General features: G+C 60.9%; 20 protein-coding genes. 11 read left to right on the top strand and 9 right to left on the bottom strand.

Annotated elements, in window-relative coordinates; all coding sequences use genetic code 11:
* Nucleotides 1–12: 12 nt before the first annotated feature.
* The 5 genes from JG743_RS27085 to JG743_RS27065 all read right to left on the bottom strand — a co-directional run bounded on the left by JG743_RS27085 (nucleotide 13) and on the right by JG743_RS27065 (nucleotide 5,707).
* A complete protein-coding gene (locus JG743_RS27085; protein WP_202294620.1) occupies nucleotides 13–1,176 on the bottom strand; it encodes a mandelate racemase/muconate lactonizing enzyme family protein in 1,164 nt (387 codons plus the stop codon).
* Nucleotides 1,177–1,207: 31 nt separating this feature from the next.
* Nucleotides 1,208–2,305, bottom strand: a complete 1,098-nt coding sequence (locus JG743_RS27080; protein WP_202294617.1) for an ABC transporter ATP-binding protein — start codon at nucleotides 2,303–2,305, stop codon at nucleotides 1,208–1,210.
* A 10-nt stretch (nucleotides 2,306–2,315) separates the two neighbouring features.
* A complete protein-coding gene (locus tag JG743_RS27075; protein ID WP_202294614.1) occupies nucleotides 2,316–3,206 on the bottom strand; it encodes a carbohydrate ABC transporter permease in 891 nt (296 codons plus the stop codon).
* Nucleotides 3,203–4,150 (bottom strand): carbohydrate ABC transporter permease, encoded by a 948-nt coding sequence (locus tag JG743_RS27070; protein WP_202294611.1) that lies wholly within the window; start codon nucleotides 4,148–4,150, stop codon nucleotides 3,203–3,205. Before JG743_RS27070 ends, JG743_RS27075 begins: the two co-directional genes overlap by 4 nt.
* Before the next feature lie 75 nt (nucleotides 4,151–4,225).
* Complete coding sequence (locus JG743_RS27065) at nucleotides 4,226–5,707, bottom strand: ABC transporter substrate-binding protein (protein ID WP_202294608.1); 1,482 nt, start codon at nucleotides 5,705–5,707, stop codon at nucleotides 4,226–4,228.
* A 211-nt stretch (nucleotides 5,708–5,918) separates the two neighbouring features.
* Between JG743_RS27065 and JG743_RS27060 the strand changes: the two genes are divergently transcribed.
* From JG743_RS27060 to JG743_RS27010, 11 genes are all read left to right on the top strand, one after another.
* Nucleotides 5,919–6,629: a GntR family transcriptional regulator gene (locus JG743_RS27060; protein WP_202294605.1), complete on the top strand. Its 711-nt coding sequence runs from the start codon at nucleotides 5,919–5,921 to the stop codon at nucleotides 6,627–6,629.
* Between the two features lie 51 nt (nucleotides 6,630–6,680).
* Entirely contained in the window at nucleotides 6,681–7,847 is a 1,167-nt protein-coding gene (locus JG743_RS27055; RefSeq protein WP_202294602.1) for a mandelate racemase/muconate lactonizing enzyme family protein, read from the top strand.
* 61 nt (nucleotides 7,848–7,908) lie between these two features.
* The gene (locus JG743_RS27050; RefSeq protein WP_202294599.1) at nucleotides 7,909–9,267 is read left to right on the top strand and encodes a mandelate racemase/muconate lactonizing enzyme family protein; all 1,359 of its coding nucleotides are present in this window, start codon (nucleotides 7,909–7,911) and stop codon (nucleotides 9,265–9,267) included.
* A 103-nt stretch (nucleotides 9,268–9,370) separates the two neighbouring features.
* Nucleotides 9,371–9,697 carry an NIPSNAP family protein gene (locus JG743_RS27045; RefSeq protein ID WP_202294596.1) on the top strand — a complete coding sequence of 109 codons (327 nt, stop codon included), beginning with the start codon at nucleotides 9,371–9,373 and terminating at the stop codon, nucleotides 9,695–9,697.
* 9 nt (nucleotides 9,698–9,706) lie between these two features.
* Nucleotides 9,707–10,906 carry a mandelate racemase/muconate lactonizing enzyme family protein gene (locus JG743_RS27040; protein ID WP_202294593.1) on the top strand — a complete coding sequence of 400 codons (1,200 nt, stop codon included), beginning with the start codon at nucleotides 9,707–9,709 and terminating at the stop codon, nucleotides 10,904–10,906.
* A gap of 179 nt (nucleotides 10,907–11,085) precedes the next feature.
* Nucleotides 11,086–12,126 (top strand): AraC family transcriptional regulator, encoded by a 1,041-nt coding sequence (locus JG743_RS27035; RefSeq protein WP_202294590.1) that lies wholly within the window; start codon nucleotides 11,086–11,088, stop codon nucleotides 12,124–12,126.
* Between the two features lie 122 nt (nucleotides 12,127–12,248).
* Nucleotides 12,249–13,847, top strand: a complete 1,599-nt coding sequence (locus JG743_RS27030; protein WP_202294588.1) for a xylulokinase — start codon at nucleotides 12,249–12,251, stop codon at nucleotides 13,845–13,847.
* Nucleotides 13,840–14,493 (top strand): class II aldolase/adducin family protein, encoded by a 654-nt coding sequence (locus JG743_RS27025; RefSeq protein WP_202294585.1) that lies wholly within the window; start codon nucleotides 13,840–13,842, stop codon nucleotides 14,491–14,493. Before JG743_RS27030 ends, JG743_RS27025 begins: the two co-directional genes overlap by 8 nt.
* A gap of 1 nt (nucleotide 14,494) precedes the next feature.
* Entirely contained in the window at nucleotides 14,495–15,955 is a 1,461-nt protein-coding gene (locus JG743_RS27020; RefSeq protein WP_202294582.1) for an aspartate aminotransferase family protein, read from the top strand.
* Nucleotides 15,921–16,613, top strand: coding sequence for a hypothetical protein (locus JG743_RS27015; RefSeq protein WP_244672925.1), 693 nt, complete (start codon nucleotides 15,921–15,923; stop codon nucleotides 16,611–16,613). The genes JG743_RS27020 and JG743_RS27015 overlap by 35 nt, the downstream gene beginning before the upstream one ends.
* 127 nt (nucleotides 16,614–16,740) lie before the next feature.
* A complete protein-coding gene (locus JG743_RS27010; RefSeq protein ID WP_244672924.1) occupies nucleotides 16,741–17,565 on the top strand; it encodes an SDR family NAD(P)-dependent oxidoreductase in 825 nt (274 codons plus the stop codon).
* Between the two features lie 168 nt (nucleotides 17,566–17,733).
* Here the strand turns inward: JG743_RS27010 and JG743_RS27005 are convergent, their stop codons facing one another.
* From JG743_RS27005 to JG743_RS26990, 4 genes are all read right to left on the bottom strand, one after another.
* Entirely contained in the window at nucleotides 17,734–18,789 is a 1,056-nt protein-coding gene (locus JG743_RS27005; protein WP_202294579.1) for an ABC transporter ATP-binding protein, read from the bottom strand.
* Between the two features lie 3 nt (nucleotides 18,790–18,792).
* Nucleotides 18,793–19,626, bottom strand: a complete 834-nt coding sequence (locus tag JG743_RS27000) for a carbohydrate ABC transporter permease (protein WP_202294576.1) — start codon at nucleotides 19,624–19,626, stop codon at nucleotides 18,793–18,795.
* A 10-nt stretch (nucleotides 19,627–19,636) separates the two neighbouring features.
* A complete protein-coding gene (locus JG743_RS26995) occupies nucleotides 19,637–20,473 on the bottom strand; it encodes a carbohydrate ABC transporter permease (RefSeq protein WP_244672923.1) in 837 nt (278 codons plus the stop codon).
* A gap of 154 nt (nucleotides 20,474–20,627) precedes the next feature.
* The gene (locus JG743_RS26990; RefSeq protein ID WP_244672922.1) at nucleotides 20,628–21,890 is read right to left on the bottom strand and encodes an ABC transporter substrate-binding protein; all 1,263 of its coding nucleotides are present in this window, start codon (nucleotides 21,888–21,890) and stop codon (nucleotides 20,628–20,630) included.
* Nucleotides 21,891–21,905: the final 15 nt, after the last annotated feature.

The raw sequence follows: 21,905 nt of genomic DNA, 5'->3' as shown, positions 1-21,905 counted from the left end.
GTTGAAATCGAGCTACCAGTTCGTGACAGAACCATCGCGGCGCTTGAGGTGGGGCGCTTCCCAGAAACGGAAACTCTGCGCCTGGATCGCCGCCTCGTTGATCTCGACGCCGAGCCCCGGCAGATCGCTGACCGGATAATCGGGGCCGTCGAGCTGTGGTTGCACCGGGAAGAACTCCGAACTGTCGAAGCCCAGCTTTCTTTCCGGCACCCTGGTCTCGAGCCACGCGAAGTTCGCTACAGCGGCGGCGAGATGGACGGTCGCTGCCGTGCACACCGGACCAAGGGGATTGTGCGGCATCAGGTCCACATAGTGCGCCTCGCTCCAGCCAGCGACTTTCATCGCTTCGGTGAGCCCGCCGACATTGCAGACATCGATCCGGTTGAACTGGTGGATGCCGCGCTCGATATAGGGCAGGAACTGCCACTTGCTGGCAAATTCCTCGCCGATGGCGAATGGGATGTCGGTCATCGTTCGCAGCGACTCGTAGGCCTCCGGTGTCTCGTCGCGTATCGGCTCCTCGAGAAAATCGAGCACGCCGCGGCCGAGCTTGTTGCAGAAGCTCGCCGCCTCGGCCACCGACAGCCGATGATGATAGTCGATGCCGAGGACCACCTCGTCGCCCAGCATCTCGCGTGCTTTGTTTAGCATCCTTGCGGTAGCGCCGATCGACTCGCGCGGCTCGAAGAAGTCCCTGCTGCTTTGCCCGGCGGGGAAGAAGCGGATCGCCTGCCATCCCTGCGCGCGCAGTTCGCGGGCTCGTTCGATGGCAGCATCCCCCTCGGCCTCGTCTCCGGTCGAGGCGAAGGTGGGGATGCGGTCGCGCTGCTTGCCACCCAGCAGCTCGTAGACCGGCACCCCCAGCGCCTTGCCCTTGATGTCGTGAAGGGCGATGTCGATGGCTGAAATCGCCGCCTGCAGAACGCGCCCGCCTTCAAAGTACTGGCTGCGATAGACCTCTTGCCAGATCCGGCCGATCTGCATCGGGTCGTGGCCGACAAGGAACTCGCGATAGTGCTCGATGGCGCCGGCCACGGCCTTCTCGCGACCGCTCAAGCCGCTCTCGCCCCAACCAAAGATGCCCTGATCGGTCTCGATCTTGACGAGCATCTGGTTGCGAGTCCCCACCCACACTGGATAGGGCTTGATCGCCGTGATCTTGAGTTTCGTGATCATTCACACTCGTTCCACGCGTATCCGCCCTGTCTCAGTTGGCCTCGAGGGCCATCTCCGTCTCGCCGTCGAACAGGTGGATGCGTTCCTGGTCGAACTCGAGCCAGATCTGCTCGTCGGGTGTGACGGCGATGTTGGGCGACACGCTGATGTTGACGATGGCACCGGAAAGAAACGCCTGCACGAAGGTGACGTCTCCGGTTGGTTCCACCGTATAGGCCTTGGCCGGAATGGCGCCGGGAACGGCGCTCTTGTGCAGCTTGATCGTCGAATGTCGCGCACCGAGCACGACCTTCCTGGAGGTCGCTCGTTGGACCTTGCGCGCATTGGGTTGCGACAGTGCGAGGCTCCAACCCTCCGCACTCGTCAACACATTGCCGCCGTTGGCCGTCGATGCCTGTAGCGGGATAAGGCTCATCGCCGGACTGCCAACGAAGCTCGCGACGAACATGTTGGCGGGATGCGCAAAAACTTGCGCCGGAGAATCGTATTGCTGCAGGAAGCCGCCGTTCATCACAGCCATCCTGTCTGCCATGGTGACGGCCTCCAGCTGGTCGTGCGTCACATAGACGATCGTCGCCTTGAGGTCCTGATGGAAGCGCTTGATTTCGGACCGCATCTGCACGCGCAGCTTTGCGTCGAGATTGGAGAGCGGTTCGTCCATCAGGAACACCGCCGGATCTCGAACGAGGGCGCGGCCCAGGGCCACGCGCTGCTGTTGCCCGCCTGAAAGTTCGCGCGGCTTGCGCTCGAGCAGCTGCGTCATGTCGAGCACTCGCGCCGCTTCCCTGACCTTCCTGTCGATCTCGCTCTTGGGCAGCTTGCGCATTTGCAGCGGGAAGGCGAGGTTCATATAGACCGACTTTTGCGGATAGAGCGCATAGTTCTGGAACACCATTGCGATGTCCCGGTCCTTGGGATCGAGGTCGTTGACCACCCGGTCGCCGATGCGGATGTCGCCCGATGTAACCGGGATCAGGCCCGCGATGAGGTTGAGTGTTGTTGTCTTGCCGCAGCCTGAAGGGCCGACAAGCGCAACGAACTCGCCGTCATTGACCGTCAGCGAAACCTCGTTGACGGCTTTGAAGCTGCCATAGGTCTTGATCAAATCTTTGAGGACCACGTGGGCCATCGGCAGCTCCCTAGTGCTTGACCGCGCCTTCTGTAAGGGCGCGTACGAAGTATCGTTGCAGGACGAGGAACAGCACCACGACCGGCACGCTCATCATGAAGCTGGCCGCCATCAGACCTGGAAAGTCCGTCGTGTTTTCCGAGAAGAAGCGCTGGATGCCGACCGGCAAGGTCAGCTGCTCGTTCTTGGAGAGGAAGGTGTATGCGTAGATGTACTCGTTCCACGCGCCGATGAAGGAATAGATCGCCGTGGCGATGATGCCTGGCGCCGAGAGCGGCATCACGATCAGGATAAAGGCCTGGAACCGCGTCGCCCCGTCGATACGCGCCGCCTGTTCGAGCTGCACCGGGATGTTGTCGTAGAAGCCCTTGAGCAGCCAGATTGCCAGCGGCAGGCCGAATGTGAGGTAGGTGAGAATGAGCGAGCCATGCGTGTTCACCAGCCCGATCGCGCGCATCAGGATGAAGAGCGGCACCAGAAAGATCACCGCCGGGAACATGTTGCGAAGCAAGACGGCGAAGAACAGGAAGTTCCGGCCCGGGAAGGTGAATCGCGAAAACGCGTAGGCCGCGGGAACCGCCACGATCACGGAAAGGATAGTGGTGGCAGTGGAGACGTAAAGGCTGTTCCAGAAGAAGCGGAGGAAGTCCTGGCCGACACTGTTCTGCGGATCGAGCAGCTTCTGGTAGCTGGCGAGGGTAGGCTCGTCCGGCCACCATTGCGGCGGGAATTGCATCGCGGCAAAGCCCGACTTGATTGAGGTGATTAGCATCCAGACCATCGGCAACGCGGTGTAAAGCAGCATGAATACAAGGAAGATGCGCCCGCCCCACCGCCATCCGTCGATGCGCGCACGTCGACGGATCTGGCTGCGAGGGGCTATCTCGGCAATCGTGCTCATGCGCTTGCATCCTTCCGTTCGTTGCCGCTTAGCGCACGGACGTAGAAGTAGCCGAGCGTCATCAGGATGAGGAAAAGAAGCACCGAATAGGCCGATGCCACCCCCCAGCGCTGCCGGCCGAAAGCGAGCTCATAGATGTGGGTGATCCAGATGTGCGATGCGTTCGACGGCCCGCCGCCGGTCATGATCCAGGGGATGATGAAGGAGTTGAAGTTGGCCACCGCCAGCAACAGGATCGTCACCGTAGAGACGTTTCTCAAATGCGGGAAGGTGACGTGCCAGAAGCGCTGCCATGCATTGGCCCCGTCGACTTTTGCGGCGCGCAACAACTGCTCGGGGACTGTCTGAAGACCGGCCATCATCATGATCATGGCGAACGGAAACTCCCGCCAGATATTGACGACGATCAGGGAGGGCAGCACCGTGCTGACGCTGTCGATGAAATTCGGCGGCCGGTCGGCCAATCCGAGGCCGACCAGCACCGCGCCGATGATCCCAAAGTCCGAATGGTAGATCCACTTCCAGATATAGGATGCGGCGACCGCGCTGATGACCCAGGGAATGATCAGGATGGCGCGCAGCACGCCCCGGCCGACAAACTCGCGATGGAGCGCCAGCGCGCAGGCAAATCCCAGGACGAAGGAGATGAAGGTGGATGCCAGTGTCCAGATAAGGGTGTTGGAGGTGACCTTCCAGAACACCGGGCTGGTGAGGATGGAAGTGTAGTTGCCGAAGCCGACGAAGATCTTGTCGCGGAGCTGCAGGCCAGGCGGCGTGTTGAAGAACGACAGCTCGATCGTGTAATAGATTGGATAGGCGATGACGATGAGCATCACGGCAATCGCAGGAAGCACGTACGCATAGTCAGCGCGATGCTCCCAAACCTTCCGCAGCAGGGGTCGCAATCTCTGCCGAGCCCCGGTCTTGCCGGCCACGATCGTCACTTTGGCGTGCCCTTGTTTTTCGGAACGAGCCGGCTGCGCTCTCGGCGCAGCCGGCAAGATCGGGTCAGGCTTCGGCTAGAGTCCGCCGCCCATCAGGTCTTTCACCTTCTTGGCCGCGTCGTCCGCTGCCTGGTCGACGGTCATTGCTCCGGTCAGTGCGTTCTGCAGCATGTCCGGGACGATGATGTTCATGATCTCGGGGGACTGCGGCAGCGCCGGGAACGGGATACCGTATGGCAGCATCGAGGTGGTGACGTCGAGGAACTTGATGCTGTCCAGACGCTCCTTCATCCATTTGGTCTTGAAGCCGTTGAGGTTGCCCGGGTTCGAGCCGGCGTAGGCCATCTTCAGCGACCATTCAGGGCTGGTCCACATGCAGATGATGGCCTTCGCAGCCGGCTCATCCACCTTGCCGCCCTCGACATATTCGGGCTTCAGGATGTGGATGTTCGAGCCGCCGAACACGACGGCGCGCTTGCCGTCGGGGCCGGTCGGAATCAGGCCGTAGCGCATGTTGTCGATGACGGTCTGCGCCTTGTCCTTGTCGGTGCCGGTCGCCTTCTTCTGCAGGTCGAGCATGACGTTGTAGTCGGACGGGTGCGAGATCATCATGCCGAGCTGGCCGGCGAGGAACAGCGGCTGGTTGTCGGCCTGCTGGTTGGTGAGCGCCGAAACCGGAACCGACTTGTCGCGGACATACATGTCGTAAGAGGCTTGCAGCGCCGCCTTGCTCTGCGGGCTGGCGAGCTCGATCTCCTTATAGGTCGGGTTCGCCGTGGCTTCGTCGAAGACGCCGCCGCCATAGGCCCACAATTGAGGCATGAAGCGGTACGGGGTATTGCCGGCATTCTTGCGAGCCACGAGGCCATAACCGGCAATGCCGAGCTTGTCGTGAATTTGCTTGGAGTACTTCACGACGTCGTCCCAGGTTGCCGGAGCCTTGTCCGGATCGAGACCTGCGCGCTTGAAGATGTCGGCATTCCAGATGAACGCCATCGTTTCATTGTTGGTTGGGATGCCGTAGGTCACGCCGTCCCAGGTCACGGCCTTCATCGCGCCGGGCCAGAAATCCTCGGTCGAATACCCGACATCCTCAGGCTTGAGCGGCTGCAGATAGCCCTTCGATGCGAACTCGGTGCCACCCAGGATTTGCAGGCGGACCGCCATCGGCGCCGCATTGCCAAGGAGCGCCGTGCGGAACTTGTCCAGGAGATCGTTATAGGTGAGGGCTTGTTCCTCGAGCTGGATGTTCGGATAGGTCTTGCGGAAGGTCTCGAAGAAATCCTTGTAGTACTGGCGCAGGAGATCGGGGTCGCCCTCGAACACGCCCTGATACCAGAACGTCAGTCGCCCCTTGTAGTCGAGCGGGGTGACCTTGCCGCAATCGGCCGCGGTGTCAAATTCCTGTGTGCCCGCAATGGAGCGCACATATTCCGGCGACCACTTGCTCAGATCGACCGGCGCCGCACCGAGCGCCGGCGCGGACATCAACGATGCCACTAGTGCAATGGAGACAGTGCCGCGCAGGACGGCACCGCCGAGTGTAATCCTCGTCATAGGTATCCTCCAGGTTTCTCTCCCATGCCGCTCAGCATCGAGGCGAGCGGTCTTTGCTCGTCGGCCATGGGATATCTCGTTCAAATGTATCCCTTCGAGCATTTTGTACGTTTTCAGATCGCGGATTGTCTGTCAACGCGATAAATCATACATTGTTTATCGGAACCGTGCGTGATATCGGTCAAAATGTGTATTGAATGGGGAGCGGGCCTTGGCAGAAACAAGCGATTTCAAAGCGGAACCACCCGAAGGGATTGACGCTCTCGGGGCCTCCAGCGAGGGCGCCTCGCTTTATCAACTGATCAGGGAAGACATCATCGAAGGACGGCTCGCGGCCAACGAACGCCTTGTGGTCACCGATCTCGCCCGGCGTCACGGCACCTCGACCAACCCCGTGCGCGAAGCTCTGCAGCTGTTGCGCGGCGAGGGCTTTGTCACCTTCGTTCCCAACCGAGGCGCGCGCGTCCGGCCTATAGACCAGGATTTTGTCCGGGATATCTACGAGATCGGAGTCCTGATCGAGCCGGCACTGACGCGATGGTTCGTGAATATGGCTACCGTCGAGGACATTGCCGAACTCGAACGTATCCAGGGCCTGATCGAAGAGAACAACTTTGCCGACACGTTCAGGCACAGCGAGCTGGATACCGCCTTCCACACCGTGATGTACCAGAGGCACTACAACCGCCATGCCGCCGAGCTTTGGTGGAAGCATCGCGAAGTGCTGCGCGCCGTGAGCCGGCGTTTCAATTTCACGCTCGCCCGGCGTGCCGCGATCCTGCGCGAGCACCGCGAGCTCATCGCGCATGTAAAGGCGGGAAATGCCGACGAGGCAGCCGAACTCATTGCACGCCATGTCGAGGGCTCCGGGCGGCATGTCCTCGAACACATGCGCGCGCGCAACGCCGCTCGGGCAGGGTAGAATTTCCGGTCTGGAACATCGTCCCGACCACTTCAGACAAAGGCAGTTGAGATGAAAATCACGAGCATCCGGCCGTGGCTGATCAAGTCCGATGCTTCTTATTGGGGAGAGTATCTGTTCGTCGAAGTGACGACCGACGAAGGCGTGAGTGGCTGGGGAGAGATCACCACCACGACAAGGCTCGCCAACCGCGCGCTCTGCACGATCCTTCGGCAGATCGGCATCGCCGTGACCGGCGAGGATCCAGCGCGCATCGAGCACCTGTGGCACAAGATTTTCCGCAGCTTCACCTACATGGGTAGCCGCGGCGCCGCCGTCGAATGCGTGAGCGCCATCGACATAGCCCTCTGGGACATCCGCGGCAAAGTCCTTGGCAAGCCGATCTACGAGCTGTTGGGCGGACCGGTACGCGATGAAATCGCGCTCTACACCCATCCCAACCAGGCCAAGTTTACCAGCAAGGAGGCTGTGGTCCGCGAAATTCGCGATATCGTCGAATCCGGGCACACAGGGCTGAAGTTCGACCCCTTCCCGCACCAGGGCCGCAGCCCCGATGGGCAGTCGCGCGAACAGCGGGACGGTTACCTCGACGGCAGCATGACGCGCAAGGACGAGCGCGAAGCGGCCGAACTCACAGCTCTGATCCGCGAAACGGCTGGCCCTGATGTCGACATCCTCATCGATGCGCATGGCCGCTTCGACGTTCCCACCGCCATTCGCCTCTGCCGAAGCCTCGAAGAGGCCGGCCAGATCGACTGGTTCGAGGAACCCTGTCCGCCGGAAAGCCTTAACGCCCTCAAACAGGTGCGCGAGAAGGTCAGCGCCGCCATCTCGTGGGGCGAGCGTGGCCACACGAAATGGGATTTCGTGCCGGTGCTCGAGAACAAGCTCGCTGACTACATCATGCCGGACGTTACCTGGACCGGCGGCATTACCGAGCTCAAGAAGATTTCCGCCCTGTGCGAAGCCTACTACATCCCGGTCTCGCCACATGATGCCGCGGGGCCGATCAACGTGGTTGCGGGAGCGCAGGTGATGATGACCGTTCCCAACTTCTACAAACTCGAAACGTCGGAGTGGAACCTGGGCAAGTACGATCACCTCATCGACAGACCCCTCGACGTTTCGAAGGGCAGCCTCAAGCTGACGTCGAAGCCCGGTCTCGGCGTCGAGATGAACCGCGATTACCTGCAGGCGCACGAGATTGAGCTGAGTTAGCAATGCTCCGTGCCGGCCGGCGTTTGGCGCGGCAAGCCCCCGACCAGAACGAGGACAAGTCATGCCAAAGACGGGTGGAGCCGATGAGGCTCTCAATCGGGTCAACGCGAACTCCAAACCATCCGACCTTCGCATCACCGACATGCGGGTGGCCGAAATTGTCGGCGCGCCGTTCACCTCGTCGCTGCTCAAGATCTACACCAATCAGGGGATCGTCGGGCTTGGCGAGGTGCGCGACGGCGCCAGTGCCACCTACGCGCTGATGCTGAAAAGCCGGCTGCTTGGCGAGAACCCTTGCGACATCGATCGGCTGTTTCGCCGCATCAAGCAGTTCGGCGGTCACGGTCGGCAAGGTGGCGGCGTCTCGGCGGTCGAGATCGCGCTCTGGGATCTCGCCGGCAAGGCTTATGGCGTGCCGATCTACCAGATGCTCGGCGGCAAGTTTCGCGATCACGTGCGCGTCTATTGCGATACCGACGCCGAGAAACCGAGCGGCACCGAAACCGGAAAGCGCCTCAAGCAGCGCATGGACCGCGGTTTCACCTTCCTCAAGATGGACCTGGGCTTGATGCAGGTCGCCCATGTCCCGGGCGCCGTGAACGCACCCGCCGGCGCGCTCGAAGGGTTTCACGCCAATCCACGCGGCCGTGGCGGCGCGCTCGAGGAGCGCAAGGCGCGCAATCTTGCCTACGACGCGCAGAACGTGCAGCACCCGTTCACTGGCCTGCATTTCACCGAAAAAGGGATCGACCTGCTCGAGCAATATATCCACGAGGTTCGCGAGGTGATCGGATACGAGATCCCGCTCGCCATCGACCATGTCGGCCACATCTCGCTGCAGGACGGCATACGCCTGTCGCGCCGTATCGAGAAATACGTTCCGGCCTGGCTCGAGGACGTGATTCCGTGGCAGTACACCGAGCAGTACCGACAATTGCAGGAGGCCACCACGGTGCCGATCTGCACCGGCGAGGACATCTACCTCAAGGAAGCTTTCGAGCCTTTGCTGAAGAGCGGCGGCCTCTCGGTCATCCACCCGGACCTGCTCACCAGCGGCGGCATCCTCGAGACCAAGAAGATCGGCGACATGGCGCAGGACCACGGCGTCGCCATGGCCATCCACATGGCAGAAAGCCCGATCGCCGCGATGGCCGCCGCGCATGTTGCGACCGCGACCGAAAACTTCATGGCGCTCGAATACCACTCCGCCGATGTCGACTGGTGGGACGATATCGTCACCGGCCTGCCCAAGCCGCTCGTCAAGGACGGCTTTATCACTGTTCCGGACAAGCCGGGCCTGGGGATTGACGACGTGGTGGACGAGGTAATCTCGCGGCACCTGCAACCGGGTGTCACGGGGATATGGCAATCCACCGAGCATTGGGACAATGAATATAGCTGGGACCGGACCTGGAGTTAGCCCAGACCCTCTTCCCTCATTCCCCCAGGCTCACAGGGCCAACGACCGACCATTCGTGTCGACCTCTCCCAAGGGAGAGGCGAAGAAAGAAGCGGACGAAACCATGATCTACGAACTGCGTATCTATGACTGCCTGCCGGGCAGGCTGCCGGCTTTGCTCAAGCGCTTTTCCGACCAAACGCTGGCCATCTGGGAGAGGCATGGCATCCGCCAAGCCGGGTTTTTCACCACGGCGATCGGCGAAAACAGCAATCGCCTCACCTATTTCATCGCCTGGGAATCGCTGGCCGAGCGTGAGGCGAAATGGGCGGCTTTCGTCACCGATCCAGCATGGCACGGGGCCCGGGACGAGTCTGAGCGCGACGGGCAGATCATTGCCAATATCAGCAGCCAGATGCTCACGCCGACAGCTTTTTCGTCTGTGAAATAGGACTGCGCCATGAAGATCACCGACCTGCGCTGCGCTGTGATCGGCAAGCACCCGATCGTCCGCATCGTGACCGACGAGGGCCTTTATGGCCTTGGGGAAGTCGAGTTCACCAAGACCTACCTCAAGCCCTTTGTGCTGCATTTCCGCGAGGCACTGATCGGCGAGGACCCGACCGATGTCGAGCGCGTGATGCTGAAGATCCGCCAGCGCGGCTCGTTCAAGCCCTATGGCGCCGCCGTCTCCGCCATCGAGCATGCTTTGTGGGACATTGCCGGCAAGGCGGCCGGCGTTCCGGTCTATAAGCTGCTCGGCGGCAAGGTGCGCGACAAGGTGCGCGTCTACAACGGCTCGATCCGTCAGAAGCGCGCCGGCGACCGGCCGGAGGATTACGCCGCCGACGTCAAATGGATGATGGAGCAACCGCAGAACTTCTTCATGATCAAGCAGGGAATCTCGTTCCACTCCAACATGAAGGACACCGTCGAGGGCTTCCATTACGGCGTGATGCAGAAGAAGGCCGGCTACCACGGCGCCATGGATCAGGGAGTGATCAGCGAGCGCGGTTTCAATCACATGCTCGACTGCGTGATCGCGATGAAGGAAGTGCTGGGCGACACGGTCAGCCTGGCGCTCGACTGCGGCCCGGGCTGGATGCTGCCCGATGCGATCAAGTTCGCTCGCGCGGTCGAGAAGTACAATTTGATGTGGCTCGAGGACATGCTGACCGGCGACTATGTGCCGTGGGTCAATCCGCAGGCCTATCGGGAACTGACGACCTCCACCTCGACGCCAATCCATACCGGCGAGCAGATCTACCTGCGGCACAATTTCAAGGAGCTGATCGAGACGCAGGCGGTGCGCGTCATCGGCCCCGATCCGGCCGATATTGGCGGCATTGCCGAGCTCAAATGGGTCGCCGAGCACGCCTATATGCACTCGATCCTGATGGCGCCGCACGGCACCGCGAACGGCCTGCTCGGCCTCGGCGCGCTGATCAATGTCTGCGCCACCTTGCCCGCCAATTACGTGGCATTCGAATATCCCAGCGCCTCGGACCCCTGGTGGAACGACATCGTCATCGGCCTGCCCAAGCAGGTGGTCAAGGATTCGATGATCGATCTGCTCGAAGCTCCCGGGCTCGGCCTCGACATCGACGCCCAGGGTGCCAAGAAATATCTGCTGGAAGAGGACGCCGGGTTCTTCGACTGATCGGGCGTCATGCCAGCCCGAGCGACCAGCCGGTGCCGGCGCCGGGCCGGCGGGCGATGCGTGCGATCAGGGCTGCTTTTCAAATGCCCGCAGTTGTTCCACCATTGTCACGATGCACGGCGGAAGGGCAGGGGCGCGGCGGAGAAGGGCGAAAGGAAGGTCGCCCATAAAGGGGTCATATGAAGACAGTCGATGCGCGCTACGTCACCGCCAACATTCCCGCCTTTCTCATTCGAAGCCTTGTCGCGACGCTCAGCGATTTCGGTCTGAACGCCTCCCGATTGACCGTTGGCCTCGGCATCACGATGGAGGATCTCGCGGATCCAGCCTGCCGGGTTTCCTTTCGCCAGGGGCGTGAAGCGATCCTGCGCGCAATGAAGATGACCAAGGGCAAGGCGCTGGGGCTCGAAACCGGGATTCGCGAGAAGATCACGTCCGTTGGCCTTGTCGGCCATGCGATGCTGACAGCGAGCACCGTTGGCGATGCGGTCAAACTCGGCCTTGATCTACAGAAAGATACGGGCAGCATGCTGGAATTCGACGCCAGGGTCAGCCCGGAAGGTGTTGTCGTCACCGCTGCAAGCCGGTTTCACGACCCCGATATATATGTTTTCCTGGTGGAGGAGGCTTTCGCGAGCTTCATGGGGATCGCCACCGGCCTTGTCGGCGCGGAGTTCAAGCCGTCACGTGTTGACCTTGCTTATCCGGCACCCGCCCATGCAGAGGTTTACCAAAGAGTGTTCGGCTGCGCGGTGCGGTTCGGCCAGATGGAAAACGCCTTCGTCTATGATCCCGCTTGGTACAAGCGCCCGCTGGTAACGGCCGATCCTTTCAGCCACCGTCAGATCCTCGAATTCCTGGCCTATAATCGCGCGCGGACCCGGGAGGCGGCCGAAATTATCGCGTCTGTCGAAAGGGTGTTGAGGCAAAAGCTCCACGGCCGCAATCATATTTCTCAGGTCGCGCGGGCGCTTGGTATGAGCGAGCGAACGCTGCGTCGCAGGCTTGCTGAAAGCGGGGTCTCCTTTCAATCGCTTCTCGATGGGCTGAGAAAGAACCGAGCGCTCGAACTGCTTGCCAACCAGAACATGTCGGTCGAGCAGATCGCATTTGCCGTCGGCTTCTCGGACCCCCATAATTTCCGGCGTGCCTTTCGCCGGTGGACAGGCGCGACGCCTGGCGCGCTGCGAGCCGATTTGTCTACTGTTTGGCCGAAATAGACCCCTAAAAGGACAGCTTTGCCGCTACGCGTAATACGCGGGCTTCAACTATCGTTGGCACAGCATCCAATAACAATGGGGAGCGGCCCGGCGATCGATGCCGGGTTGGTGCACAGCAATAAATGGCCAGGTCCGACCAATACGTCCTGTCGATTGATCTCGGCACCAGCGGCTGCAAAGTCGGGCTGGTTTCGATCACCGGGGAGGTGGTTGCCTGGGCATTTCGGCCGGTTCCGTTGCTGGTGGTAGACACGATAGGGGCCGAGCAGGACCCATTTCAATGGTGGACAGCTTTCATCGAAGCATCTCGGGAAGTGCTTGGCCAGAATACTGTGCCACGCGCGAATATCGTCGCGGTCTGCTCGTCAACTCAGGGCGAGGGCACCATTGCCGTTGATCGCGACGGCAATGTACTGATGAATGCAGTTATCTGGCTCGACATGCGCGGCGCGCGCTACCTGAAAAAGGAGATGCGCGGCGCGCTAAAGGTAGCGGGATATGATGCGATCAAGCTGCAGAAATGGTTGAGGCTCTGCGGCGGGGCGCCGGCTTTGTCGGGCAAGGACCCCGCGGGCCACATGCTCCTGATCCGCGATGCGTTCCCGGAGATTTATGAGAAAACCTACAAATTCCTCAACGTTCTCGATTTCTTCAACCTGCGGCTCACTGGCCGGTTCTGCGCCACCCAGGATTCGATCCTTACCTCGTGGGTGACAGACAACCGCGATGTCGACCGTATCCGGTATGACGATGGCCTGATTGCCGCAAGCGGCATCGACAAGGCAAAGTTTCCGGACCTGGTGCGCTGTACGGACGTGGTGGGAACCCTGCTTCCTTCCGTTGCAGCGTTGCTTGGTCTCTCGCCGAAGACGCCGGTCGTCGCTGGCGCGATCGACAATTCGGCGGCCGCGATCGGGGCGGGGACGCTCGCCGATTACGACACCCATCTCTACATGGGCTCATCGTCGTGGATATCTACGCATGTACCCTTCAAGAAGACCAGCGTGATGGATCAGATCACGTCTGTCCCTTGTCCGGTTCCGGCGAAGTATCTCATGATCGCCATGCAATCGAGCGGAGCGAGCAACATCGCGTTCCTGAAGGATCGGATCGTCTTCCACGACGACGGGCTGATCGACTCCGAGCCGACGCCTGACACCTACAGGATTCTCGATGAGATCGCGGCGCGCACGCCGGCAGGTGCCGACGGCATGATGTATCTGCCCTGGCTTTTCGGCGAGCGCTGCCCGGTAGACGATCCAACGCTTCGGGCTGGCATCTTCAACATGAGCATCGAGCACAATCGGGAGACGCTGGTCAGGGCCGTATTCGAAGGCGTTGCGCTCAACACCCGGTGGATGATGAAACCGGTGAGCCGCTTCCTGGGACGCAGGCCGGAAGAGATCACGATGATCGGCGGCGGCGCGATGTCGCATTCCTGGTGCCAAATCTTCGCCGATGTTCTGGGGGTTCGGATCCGCCGACCGCGTGATCCGATGAAGGCGAATGCGCGCGGTGCGGCTTTTATCGGTGCGGCCGGTCTCGGCCTGATCCGGCTCGAGGAGGCTGCGCGTCACGTCGTTATCGACAGGGTCTATGAGCCAGACACGGCCGTGCGCCGGCTCTACGACGAACGTTTCGGGATTTTCACAGAACTCCACCGGCGCCTGGCGCCGCTTTATCGACGTCTGAACAGTTCGAAGGGAAAGGTTCATGGCTAGATTCATGGCGCAGCGGCAGGAGATTGCCGATATGTGCCGCTACTTCGCGGATAAAGGCTATTTTGCCGGAACGGGTGGAAATATCGGCGTTCGCGTCGACCACAAGCTGATGGCGGCCACGCCCTCGGCCACGGACTACTACTCCGTGCGGGCAGAAGACGTGGTGATCCTCAACATCGACACGCTCGAGGTTGTGGAAGGTGACAGGACACCCACCATCGAAAAGGGTCTGCATGCGCGGTTGCTCAGGACCCATCCCGGTCGCAATGCCAGCGTTCATACCCACCAACCGATCGCAAGCGCGGTAGCGCTGCTGCACGAAATTCTGCCCTGGCCGAAGGGAAGCGACCTTACGACTCTGGGTCCCCATGTCGCCCTCATTCCGTACAGGCCTTCCGGCACAGGAATGTTGGCCAAGGCTTTCGCGAAGGCCCTGCGGCCAGACATCTTTGCGTATCTTCTGGCAAGTCACGGCGTCATCTGCGCCGGGGTCGATCTCAAGGCCGCAACCAGCATGATCCGCAAGATCGAATCGGCGTCCGCCGTTCATCTTCGCGATCGCATCAAGAAACGCGTCAAGCTCGACAAGCAACTTCAGGCGTTCATTCTGAACACCCTGGACAAAGCCGAGATCAAGGGAGCCTGAAATGGACATGGCAGCTCGTACCCAGGAGCCTTCCTATAGCATCAGCGCCTGGCCAGACAACAAAGACCTCATGGATCGTTTGAACGCCCTGCTCAAGCAGCCGCTGCGCGGAATTTCCAAGGCCAACATGGCAAAGGTGATCGACTACTTCGAAAAGAAATGCTCGACCTCCAAGGCTTGGGCCAAGCGGGCGAACGAGGTTATCCCCGGTGGGGTCCAGCATAACCTCGCCTTCAACTATCCGTTCCCGATCGCCGCCGCCAAGGTCGACGGCGCCCATATGTGGGACGCAGATGGCAACCGCTACATCGATTTTCTGCAGGCGGGCGGACCGACACTCCTTGGTTCCAACTACCGGCCAGTGCGCGAGAAGGCCCATCAGTTGATCGACGAATGCGGCCCGGTTACCGGCCTTCTGCACGAATACGAATTCAAGCTCGCCGAGATCATTCGGCAATACATGCCGGGCATCGAGATGTTCCGCATGCTCGGGTCTGGCACCGAGGCGTGCATGGGCGCGATCCGCCTCGCGCGGGTCTATACCGGCAAGAAGTGGGTGATCAAGGTCGGCGGCGATTATCACGGCTGGAGCGATCAGATGGTCTACGGCATGCGTGTGCCCGGCACCGGTCGGCGCGAAGCCACGGGTATTCCGAAAGGCGCCACAGCCTATACGCAAGAAGTCTTCCCCAACGAGCTTGGCACGCTGCGCCGAAAGCTGATGCTGAACCGTATTCGCGGTGGGACAGCCGCTGTCATCGTGGAACCTCTAGGGCCAGAAAGCGGTACGCGGCCTGTAACTCCCGAATACAACCGTGAAGTCCGAAAGCTTTGCGATGAATTTGGCGCATTGTTGATCTTCGACGAGGTCGTTACCGGTTTCCGCGTCGGCATGGGTGGCGCCCAAGGCTATTTCAACGTGAATCCCGACATCACCGTGTTTGGCAAGTGCCTCACGGGTGGCTATCTGATGGCGGGCGGCATCGGTGGCCGGAAGGAAATCATGATGACGCTGGTCGGCGGCATCGGCACGTCGAGCAAACGTGCTTTCGTCGGCGGTACTCTCTCTGCGAACCCACTCTCCTGCGTCGCTGGCTATTATGCGATCGAGGAAATGGCACGCACGAATGCACCTGTTCTTGCCGGCCGGGCCGGAGACCGACTTGCCAAGGGATTGAAGGAAATCCTCAACCGGCTCGGCCTGCCGTATGTCGTCTACAACATGGGTTCCATCGTGCATCTCCAAACCTCGGCCGTGCTTCTGATGAGCATGCGCAACCCCATCAAGCTGATGCGGGAGGCCAACGCACGCAAACACCTGATGGAGGAAATGGGCGCCGCCTATCTCGCCCATGGCATTCTCACGCTCGCAGGCAGTCGCATTTACACCAGCATGGCTGACACCGACGACGTGATCGACGATGCGCTTGAACGTTTTGAAGCTGTGTTCCGTCTGGTGTGACATGCTGGTGAAAGTCGACAACTCACAGATCGAGGAGGCCCTCGGCCTGGCAGCAGCGAGGCTCGCCGCCAAAAAAGGGCTTCTGAAGCCAGGGGATACACTTTCCCAGCGTATCCCGGAACAAGATGCCTTCGTCAGTGTCCGGATCGATGCAAGGCAAGATGTTCCCGACGTCTTCGAATGGACGAGCCTTTCCGGGACGCCCAGGGAATTGCATCACCGGATCTATCTGTCCCGCCCTGATGTCGGAGCTATCGCCGCCGGCGGGCTTACCTGGACATCGCTATTGGCGCGGCTGGACATGTCCCTCCCGCCGGTCTTCGATGAGCAAGTTCGCCATCTCGGCGTTGAGGCGAAAGGGGTTGGAATGCGGTCGACGGATGGACTGATAGCAGCCCTGTCAAACGGTGCTAACGCCTATTGTCTCGATGACATGGCCCTGTGCTTCGGCATGGGCCTAGAGCGCCTGCTGCTCAATATTGAAATCCTCGAAAAATGCGCGGAATGCTTCGTTCTCGCGCAAAGTGCCACGGTCAACGTCAAGCACATTCCGTGGCTAATCAAGTTCATCGCCAACGGACGTCTTAAGAAAGATCAGAAGGATGCCGCTGCACACCATCTTCGGGGCGAGCGGTCGATCATGAAGGCCGGATACTGAACAACCGGGGGCGGTTGACCCTCCCGGAAGGCACCCGCGATGTTCTGGGAAGCGCCAACAAGACGGCGAGCGTCCGGATGGCAGACCAGTATGGCAATTGGGCGGAACAACATCGAGCTAAGGCGGCTTGACCAAGCACAGAGGATCAATCGTGCAATTTTCGGGAAAGATTATTTTGATCGTTGGCGCCTCCAGCGGCATGGGCCGGGTTCTGGCAAAGAGGCTGGCCGGCGAGGGCGCCCAGGTCATCGTCACGGCGCGGCGCGAACCGATGCTAATCAAATTGGCTGAGGAAATCCGCAAAGCAGGCGGCCAATGCATGCCAATAGCGGCCGACGCGACCGAAGCCGCCGCCGCCGCAGATGTCGTGAAAAAGGTGGTGGAGCACTATGGCCGCATCGATATGGTTTATCTCAATGCAGGCGGCGCTCCGGCTCTCGACATGCGGGTGATGAACGCCAGCGACGTCAATGCCTACATGCGTTCGAACTACGACGTGGTCGTCAACTACCTATTCCCGGTTTCGAAGCAGATGATGCAGCAGGGCGGTGGCTATGTGGCACACACCAATTCGCTGGCCGGGTTTCTCGGCGTGCCACTTCAAGGTCCCTATTCGGCGGCCAAGGGCGCGGCGATGCTTCTGATCGACACCTGCCGCATCGAATTCGCCCGTTATGGCATCAAGTTCATCACGGTATACCCGGGTTTCGTAGCCACCGAAGCAACCTCCAACGATGGCATGCCGGCGCCACTGGAAATCTCCACTGAAAAGGCTGTCGACCACATCATGTACGCGCTCAGGAAAGAGAAGGCCGACTACCTTTTTCCCTTTGTCATGCGCTGGTTAATTCGGCTGGCGCATATACTGCCAAAGCCGACAAAGTTATGGATTCTGGGCAAGACCGTGTCAGAGTTGCCGGATGTCGGGAAAGTGGCAACAAAAGTGCGGTAGCGTGCTGCTTAGATTTCCGGCGAAAGCCCTGCCTTGAACGGTGATGAGCCGCCTTGGTTCATCAGGCCCGTCGCTCATCTGCTCGATCAATCACGCTGCCTGCCGGTGCAGATGGGGAGCGGGCCGCGCCGGGGCGTAACCGCAAGATTGTTGAAGAATATGTAACGCTCACCGGATGCGTTCTCCGTCTTCGCCGAAGAGCCGCGCCGATGCGGGCGCAAAATGCAGGATGATCTTGTCGCCGGTCCTTGGTTGCGACGACCGCCGCTCCGCGATGATGGTCTCGCCGGTCGCCAGCGTGGCATGGACATAGGACGTGGAGCCCATCGCTTCGACGAATTCCACGTTCGCCTCGAGGTCGATGCCCTTGTCCTGGTCGAGATGCTCGGGCCTCAAACCCAGCTGCAGTTTCCGTCCGGGCTCAAGCGTGGTCTGTGCCGGACTGTCCATCTCCCGGCCTCCAAACGCCAGACGGCCCCCCGGCTGCACAATGGCGGTCAGAAAGTTCATCCGGGGAGAGCCGATGAAGCCCGCGACGAACGCGTTGTCGGGATCTTGATAGAGGTTTTGCGGTGTGCCGATCTGCTCGATGCGCCCACTTCGCAGCACGACGATCCGATCGGCCATGGTCAGGGCTTCAGTCTGGTCGTGCGTCACATAGATCATGGTGTTGCCAAGCACCCGGTGGAGCTTGGCCAGTTCCACGCGCATCTGCACCCGCAGCTCGGCATCCAGATTACTAAGCGGCTCATCGAAGAGAAACACCTTCGGGTCGCGCACGATCGCGCGTCCTATTGCGACCCGCTGGCGCTGTCCTCCCGAGAGCTGAGCCGGCTTGCGCTGCAAATAGTCTTCGAGCTGCAGGACCTTGGCCGCGCGCCCGACCTTGTTGGCGATTTCCTCCTTCGGGCGGTGCGCCATCCGCAGGCCGAAGCTCATGTTGTCCGCCACCGTCATGTGCGGATAGAGCGCATAGGACTGGAACACCATCGCCACGCCCCGGTCGGCAGGCTCGGCATCGGTCACGTCGTCACCGCCGATGAAGATCTCGCCCCCGCTCGTCTCTTCGAGCCCGGCAATCATGCGCAGCAGGGTGGATTTTCCGCAGCCCGACGGGCCCACGAATACTGCGAACTCGCCCTCCTCGATCGAAAGCGAGACATCGCGGATAACGTCCGTCGATCCAAAGCTCTTGCTGACCTGTTTCAGTTCGACACGCGCCATCGACTAACCTTTCACTGCGCCCACGGCGATGCCCGAAACAATTCGCCGCTGGAACAGGATGTAGAGAACCACGATCGGAGCCGCAGCGATGACGATGCCGGCGGTAAACAGGGGTATCTGGTCCGAGTACTGGCCCTTGAGCGCGGAAATCCCCACCATAAGGGTGCGGTGCTTCTGCATGACCAGCAGGGAAATCAGAATGTCGTTCCAGCAGCTCAGGGTGTTGAGGATAGCCAGCGTCACCAATGCCGGCGTCCCCAGGGGCAGCATCACGTGCCACCAGACCTGCAGCAGCGTGGCCCCGTCGATCCGCGCCGCTTCGATCAGCTCGCGCGGCAGCCCCGAGTAGAAAGCCGTCATCATGTAGACCGAGAAAGGCAGGAAAAATGCCGTGTATGACAGGATGAGCCCGATGTGCGTGTTGACGAGGTTGAGGGCAAGCATCGTGCGCATGAAGGGCACGAGCACGACCTGCACGGGGATCATCAGCGACGACAGGATTACCGCAAACAGGAAGCGCCGATAGGGAAAGCGCAGCGAGGCGAGGGCGAAGCCGGCCATGGAAGACACGACCATCAACAGGATGACCGCCCCGAGCGTCGCAATCACGGAATTGAGGAAGTACTCATCGAGGTGCGCGCGGGTCCAGGCCTGCACGAAGTTGTCGAGCGTGGGCTGCATGGCCAGCCCGAAGCGGTCGAGCATGTAATCGTGACGTGTCTTGAGTGCGTTGTTGACCGCGAAAAAGATCGGGTAAAGGCAGCTCACGGCCAGCAACCCCATCGGGATCGCCGCGATCCTGAGGGTCAGCCGCTGTCGTTTTCCTGCTCCTGACACGACGCCCCCCTCAGATATTCGCGTTGCGTGACATGATGCGAATCTGCAGCCAGGCGAGAATGCTCGTCATGACAAACAGGACCATCGAGATGGCCGCGGCGTAGGCGGGTCGGTTGAGCTTGCCCTGTGCCGCCCAGATCAGATATTCGGGCACCGTCGTCGCCGTGCCGGGCCCGCCGCCGGTCAGCACGTAGATCAGGCCGAACATCGAAGTCAGCAGGCCGATGGTCGTGATCACCGTCGAGAACTCGATGATCGGGCGAAGCTCCGGGATGATGACATGCCACCAGATCTGCCACATCTTGGCGCCGTCGAGACGTGCCGCTTCGACCATTTCCTTGGAAACGGTCGACAGACCGGCAAGGAAGATCAGCACGCCCATGCCGAAGGTCGACCAGCATTGGATCGCCAGTGTCACCGGAAGTGCGGTCGCCGAGTGCCCCAGCCAGTCCACACCGCTGATCCCCGCGAGGTTTAGCAACGCGTTCAGATTGCCATTGAAGCTCAGCACCACGCTGAAAATAGAACCGATGATGACGCTCGAGAGAATGGCGGGAAAGAAATAGACGGAGCGGAAAAACGTGCGTCCCGGCACGCCCTGGTGGATCAGGATGGCCAGCAGCATCGGGATGGTCACAAAGATCGGCACCGATAGCAGCACCACGACGGCGTTGGCCATGGCGGAGCGGAAATTCGGGTCGTCCAGCGCGCGCAGATAGTTGCCGGCGCCAATGAACTGGCCCGGATCGGTCGAAGTCGCACTGGTCAGGGAGATGCCAAACCCCCAGAACAGTGGGAAGATGCGGAACACCAGAACGAGCAGGATGGCTGGAAGCAGGAACAGCACCGCAACGCGCGCCTCTGCTCGGCGGCTCCGACCTGGGCGGGTACGGGGCCGCGCGGCCTGGCCTGTCTGGTGTAGCGAATTGGCACTCATGGGCACGTCACTGGATGCGGGGACGGGGAGCGCGTCGTAGCGCCCCCTGTCCGTGGGAAGATTGCTATTGCGGCTTGGCTTCCGCCTGGACCTTGTCCAGAGCAGCCGCGGCCTGGTCCACGGTGGTTTCACCGTTGAACAGAAGCTGGCTCTGGTGGTGCCATTCATCGAGCTCGGCCGCCGAAGAATTGGCATGCGTGGTCGGAACGGCTCTGGTCGCAAGCCAGCCCATGATCTGCTTGAGGCCAGGGCTGTCGATGCCGGATGTATTGACTTCGGTGTTTGCCGGCACCGAACCGGTGTCGTTGACCAGGTATGACAGGACTTCCGGCGAAGCGAGGATTCGCACCGCGTCGACGGCGAGATCGATGTTCGCAGAGTCCTTGTTCACGCCGTAGCCAACGCCGCCATCAAGCGGAACGCCGGGAGCACCTTCATGCTGGTCGGCGGCAACGGTCGGCGAGGGCATGGGATAGACCCCGACCTTGTCGACGCCCATGTTGGTCTCGAACTGCTTCCAATGCGCGACGTTGGAGAGCAGACCCATCACGTTGGCCCCGACGCCCTGCTCGAAAAGGGCGAACTCATCCATGAACATGGTCTGCGAGTTACCGCCCTCCTGATACCAGCCATTCTTGGCGGTATCGACCCAGGCCTGCAGGATCGCCTTGATCGGCGGATCCGACCAGTGGAGCTTGCCCGCCAGCCAGTCGGCCTGCTGCTTTGCGGTCAGTGACTGGTTCGCGGCTTCCGACAGGAAGAATTCAGCGTTGTAGCCCTCCTTGTTGGCCATCATGAAGCAGGCGGGTTTACCCTGCGCCTTGAAGGCGTCGCAGACCTTGCTCAGTTCGGCCCAACTCGTCGGCGGCTTCTCCGGATCGAGCCCCGCGGCCTTGTAAAGCGCCTTGTTGTAATAGACGACGTGACCCTGCAGCGTCGTCGGGATGAAGTACAGCTTGCCGTCAGGTCCGGTGAACGCCGACTTTCCAACGAGCTTCGAGACCAGTTCGGGCAGCTTGTCGTCGAGCGGGATCAGCCCGCCGACCAGGGCCTTGGCCTGGGCGCCACCATTGGCCCAGATGACGTCGGGGCCGGCCTTCGAAGCGAGCGCCGTGCCCAGCAGCGTATAGTACTCGGCGTCCGGCTGAGACAGGAGGTTGAGAGTTGCTCCCGGGTGCGCGGCCTCGAATGCGGCCTTCGCATGATCGTAGTACGTCGCGTGGGCGGCATCGTCCACGTTGACGTCCCATACGGTGATCTCCTGTGCCAGCACGGGCGAGGCCACCATCATGGTTGCAATAGCGGTCAATATCTTCAGTCTCTGCACGTCATTCCTCCCTTT

This window comes from Mesorhizobium sp. 131-2-1, from assembly GCF_016756535.1.
In the GTDB taxonomy this organism is placed as follows: Bacteria; Pseudomonadota; Alphaproteobacteria; order Rhizobiales; family Rhizobiaceae; genus Mesorhizobium.
The sequence above is the reverse complement of the archived record's forward strand: the minus strand, read 5'-3'. Positions and strand labels throughout refer to the sequence as shown.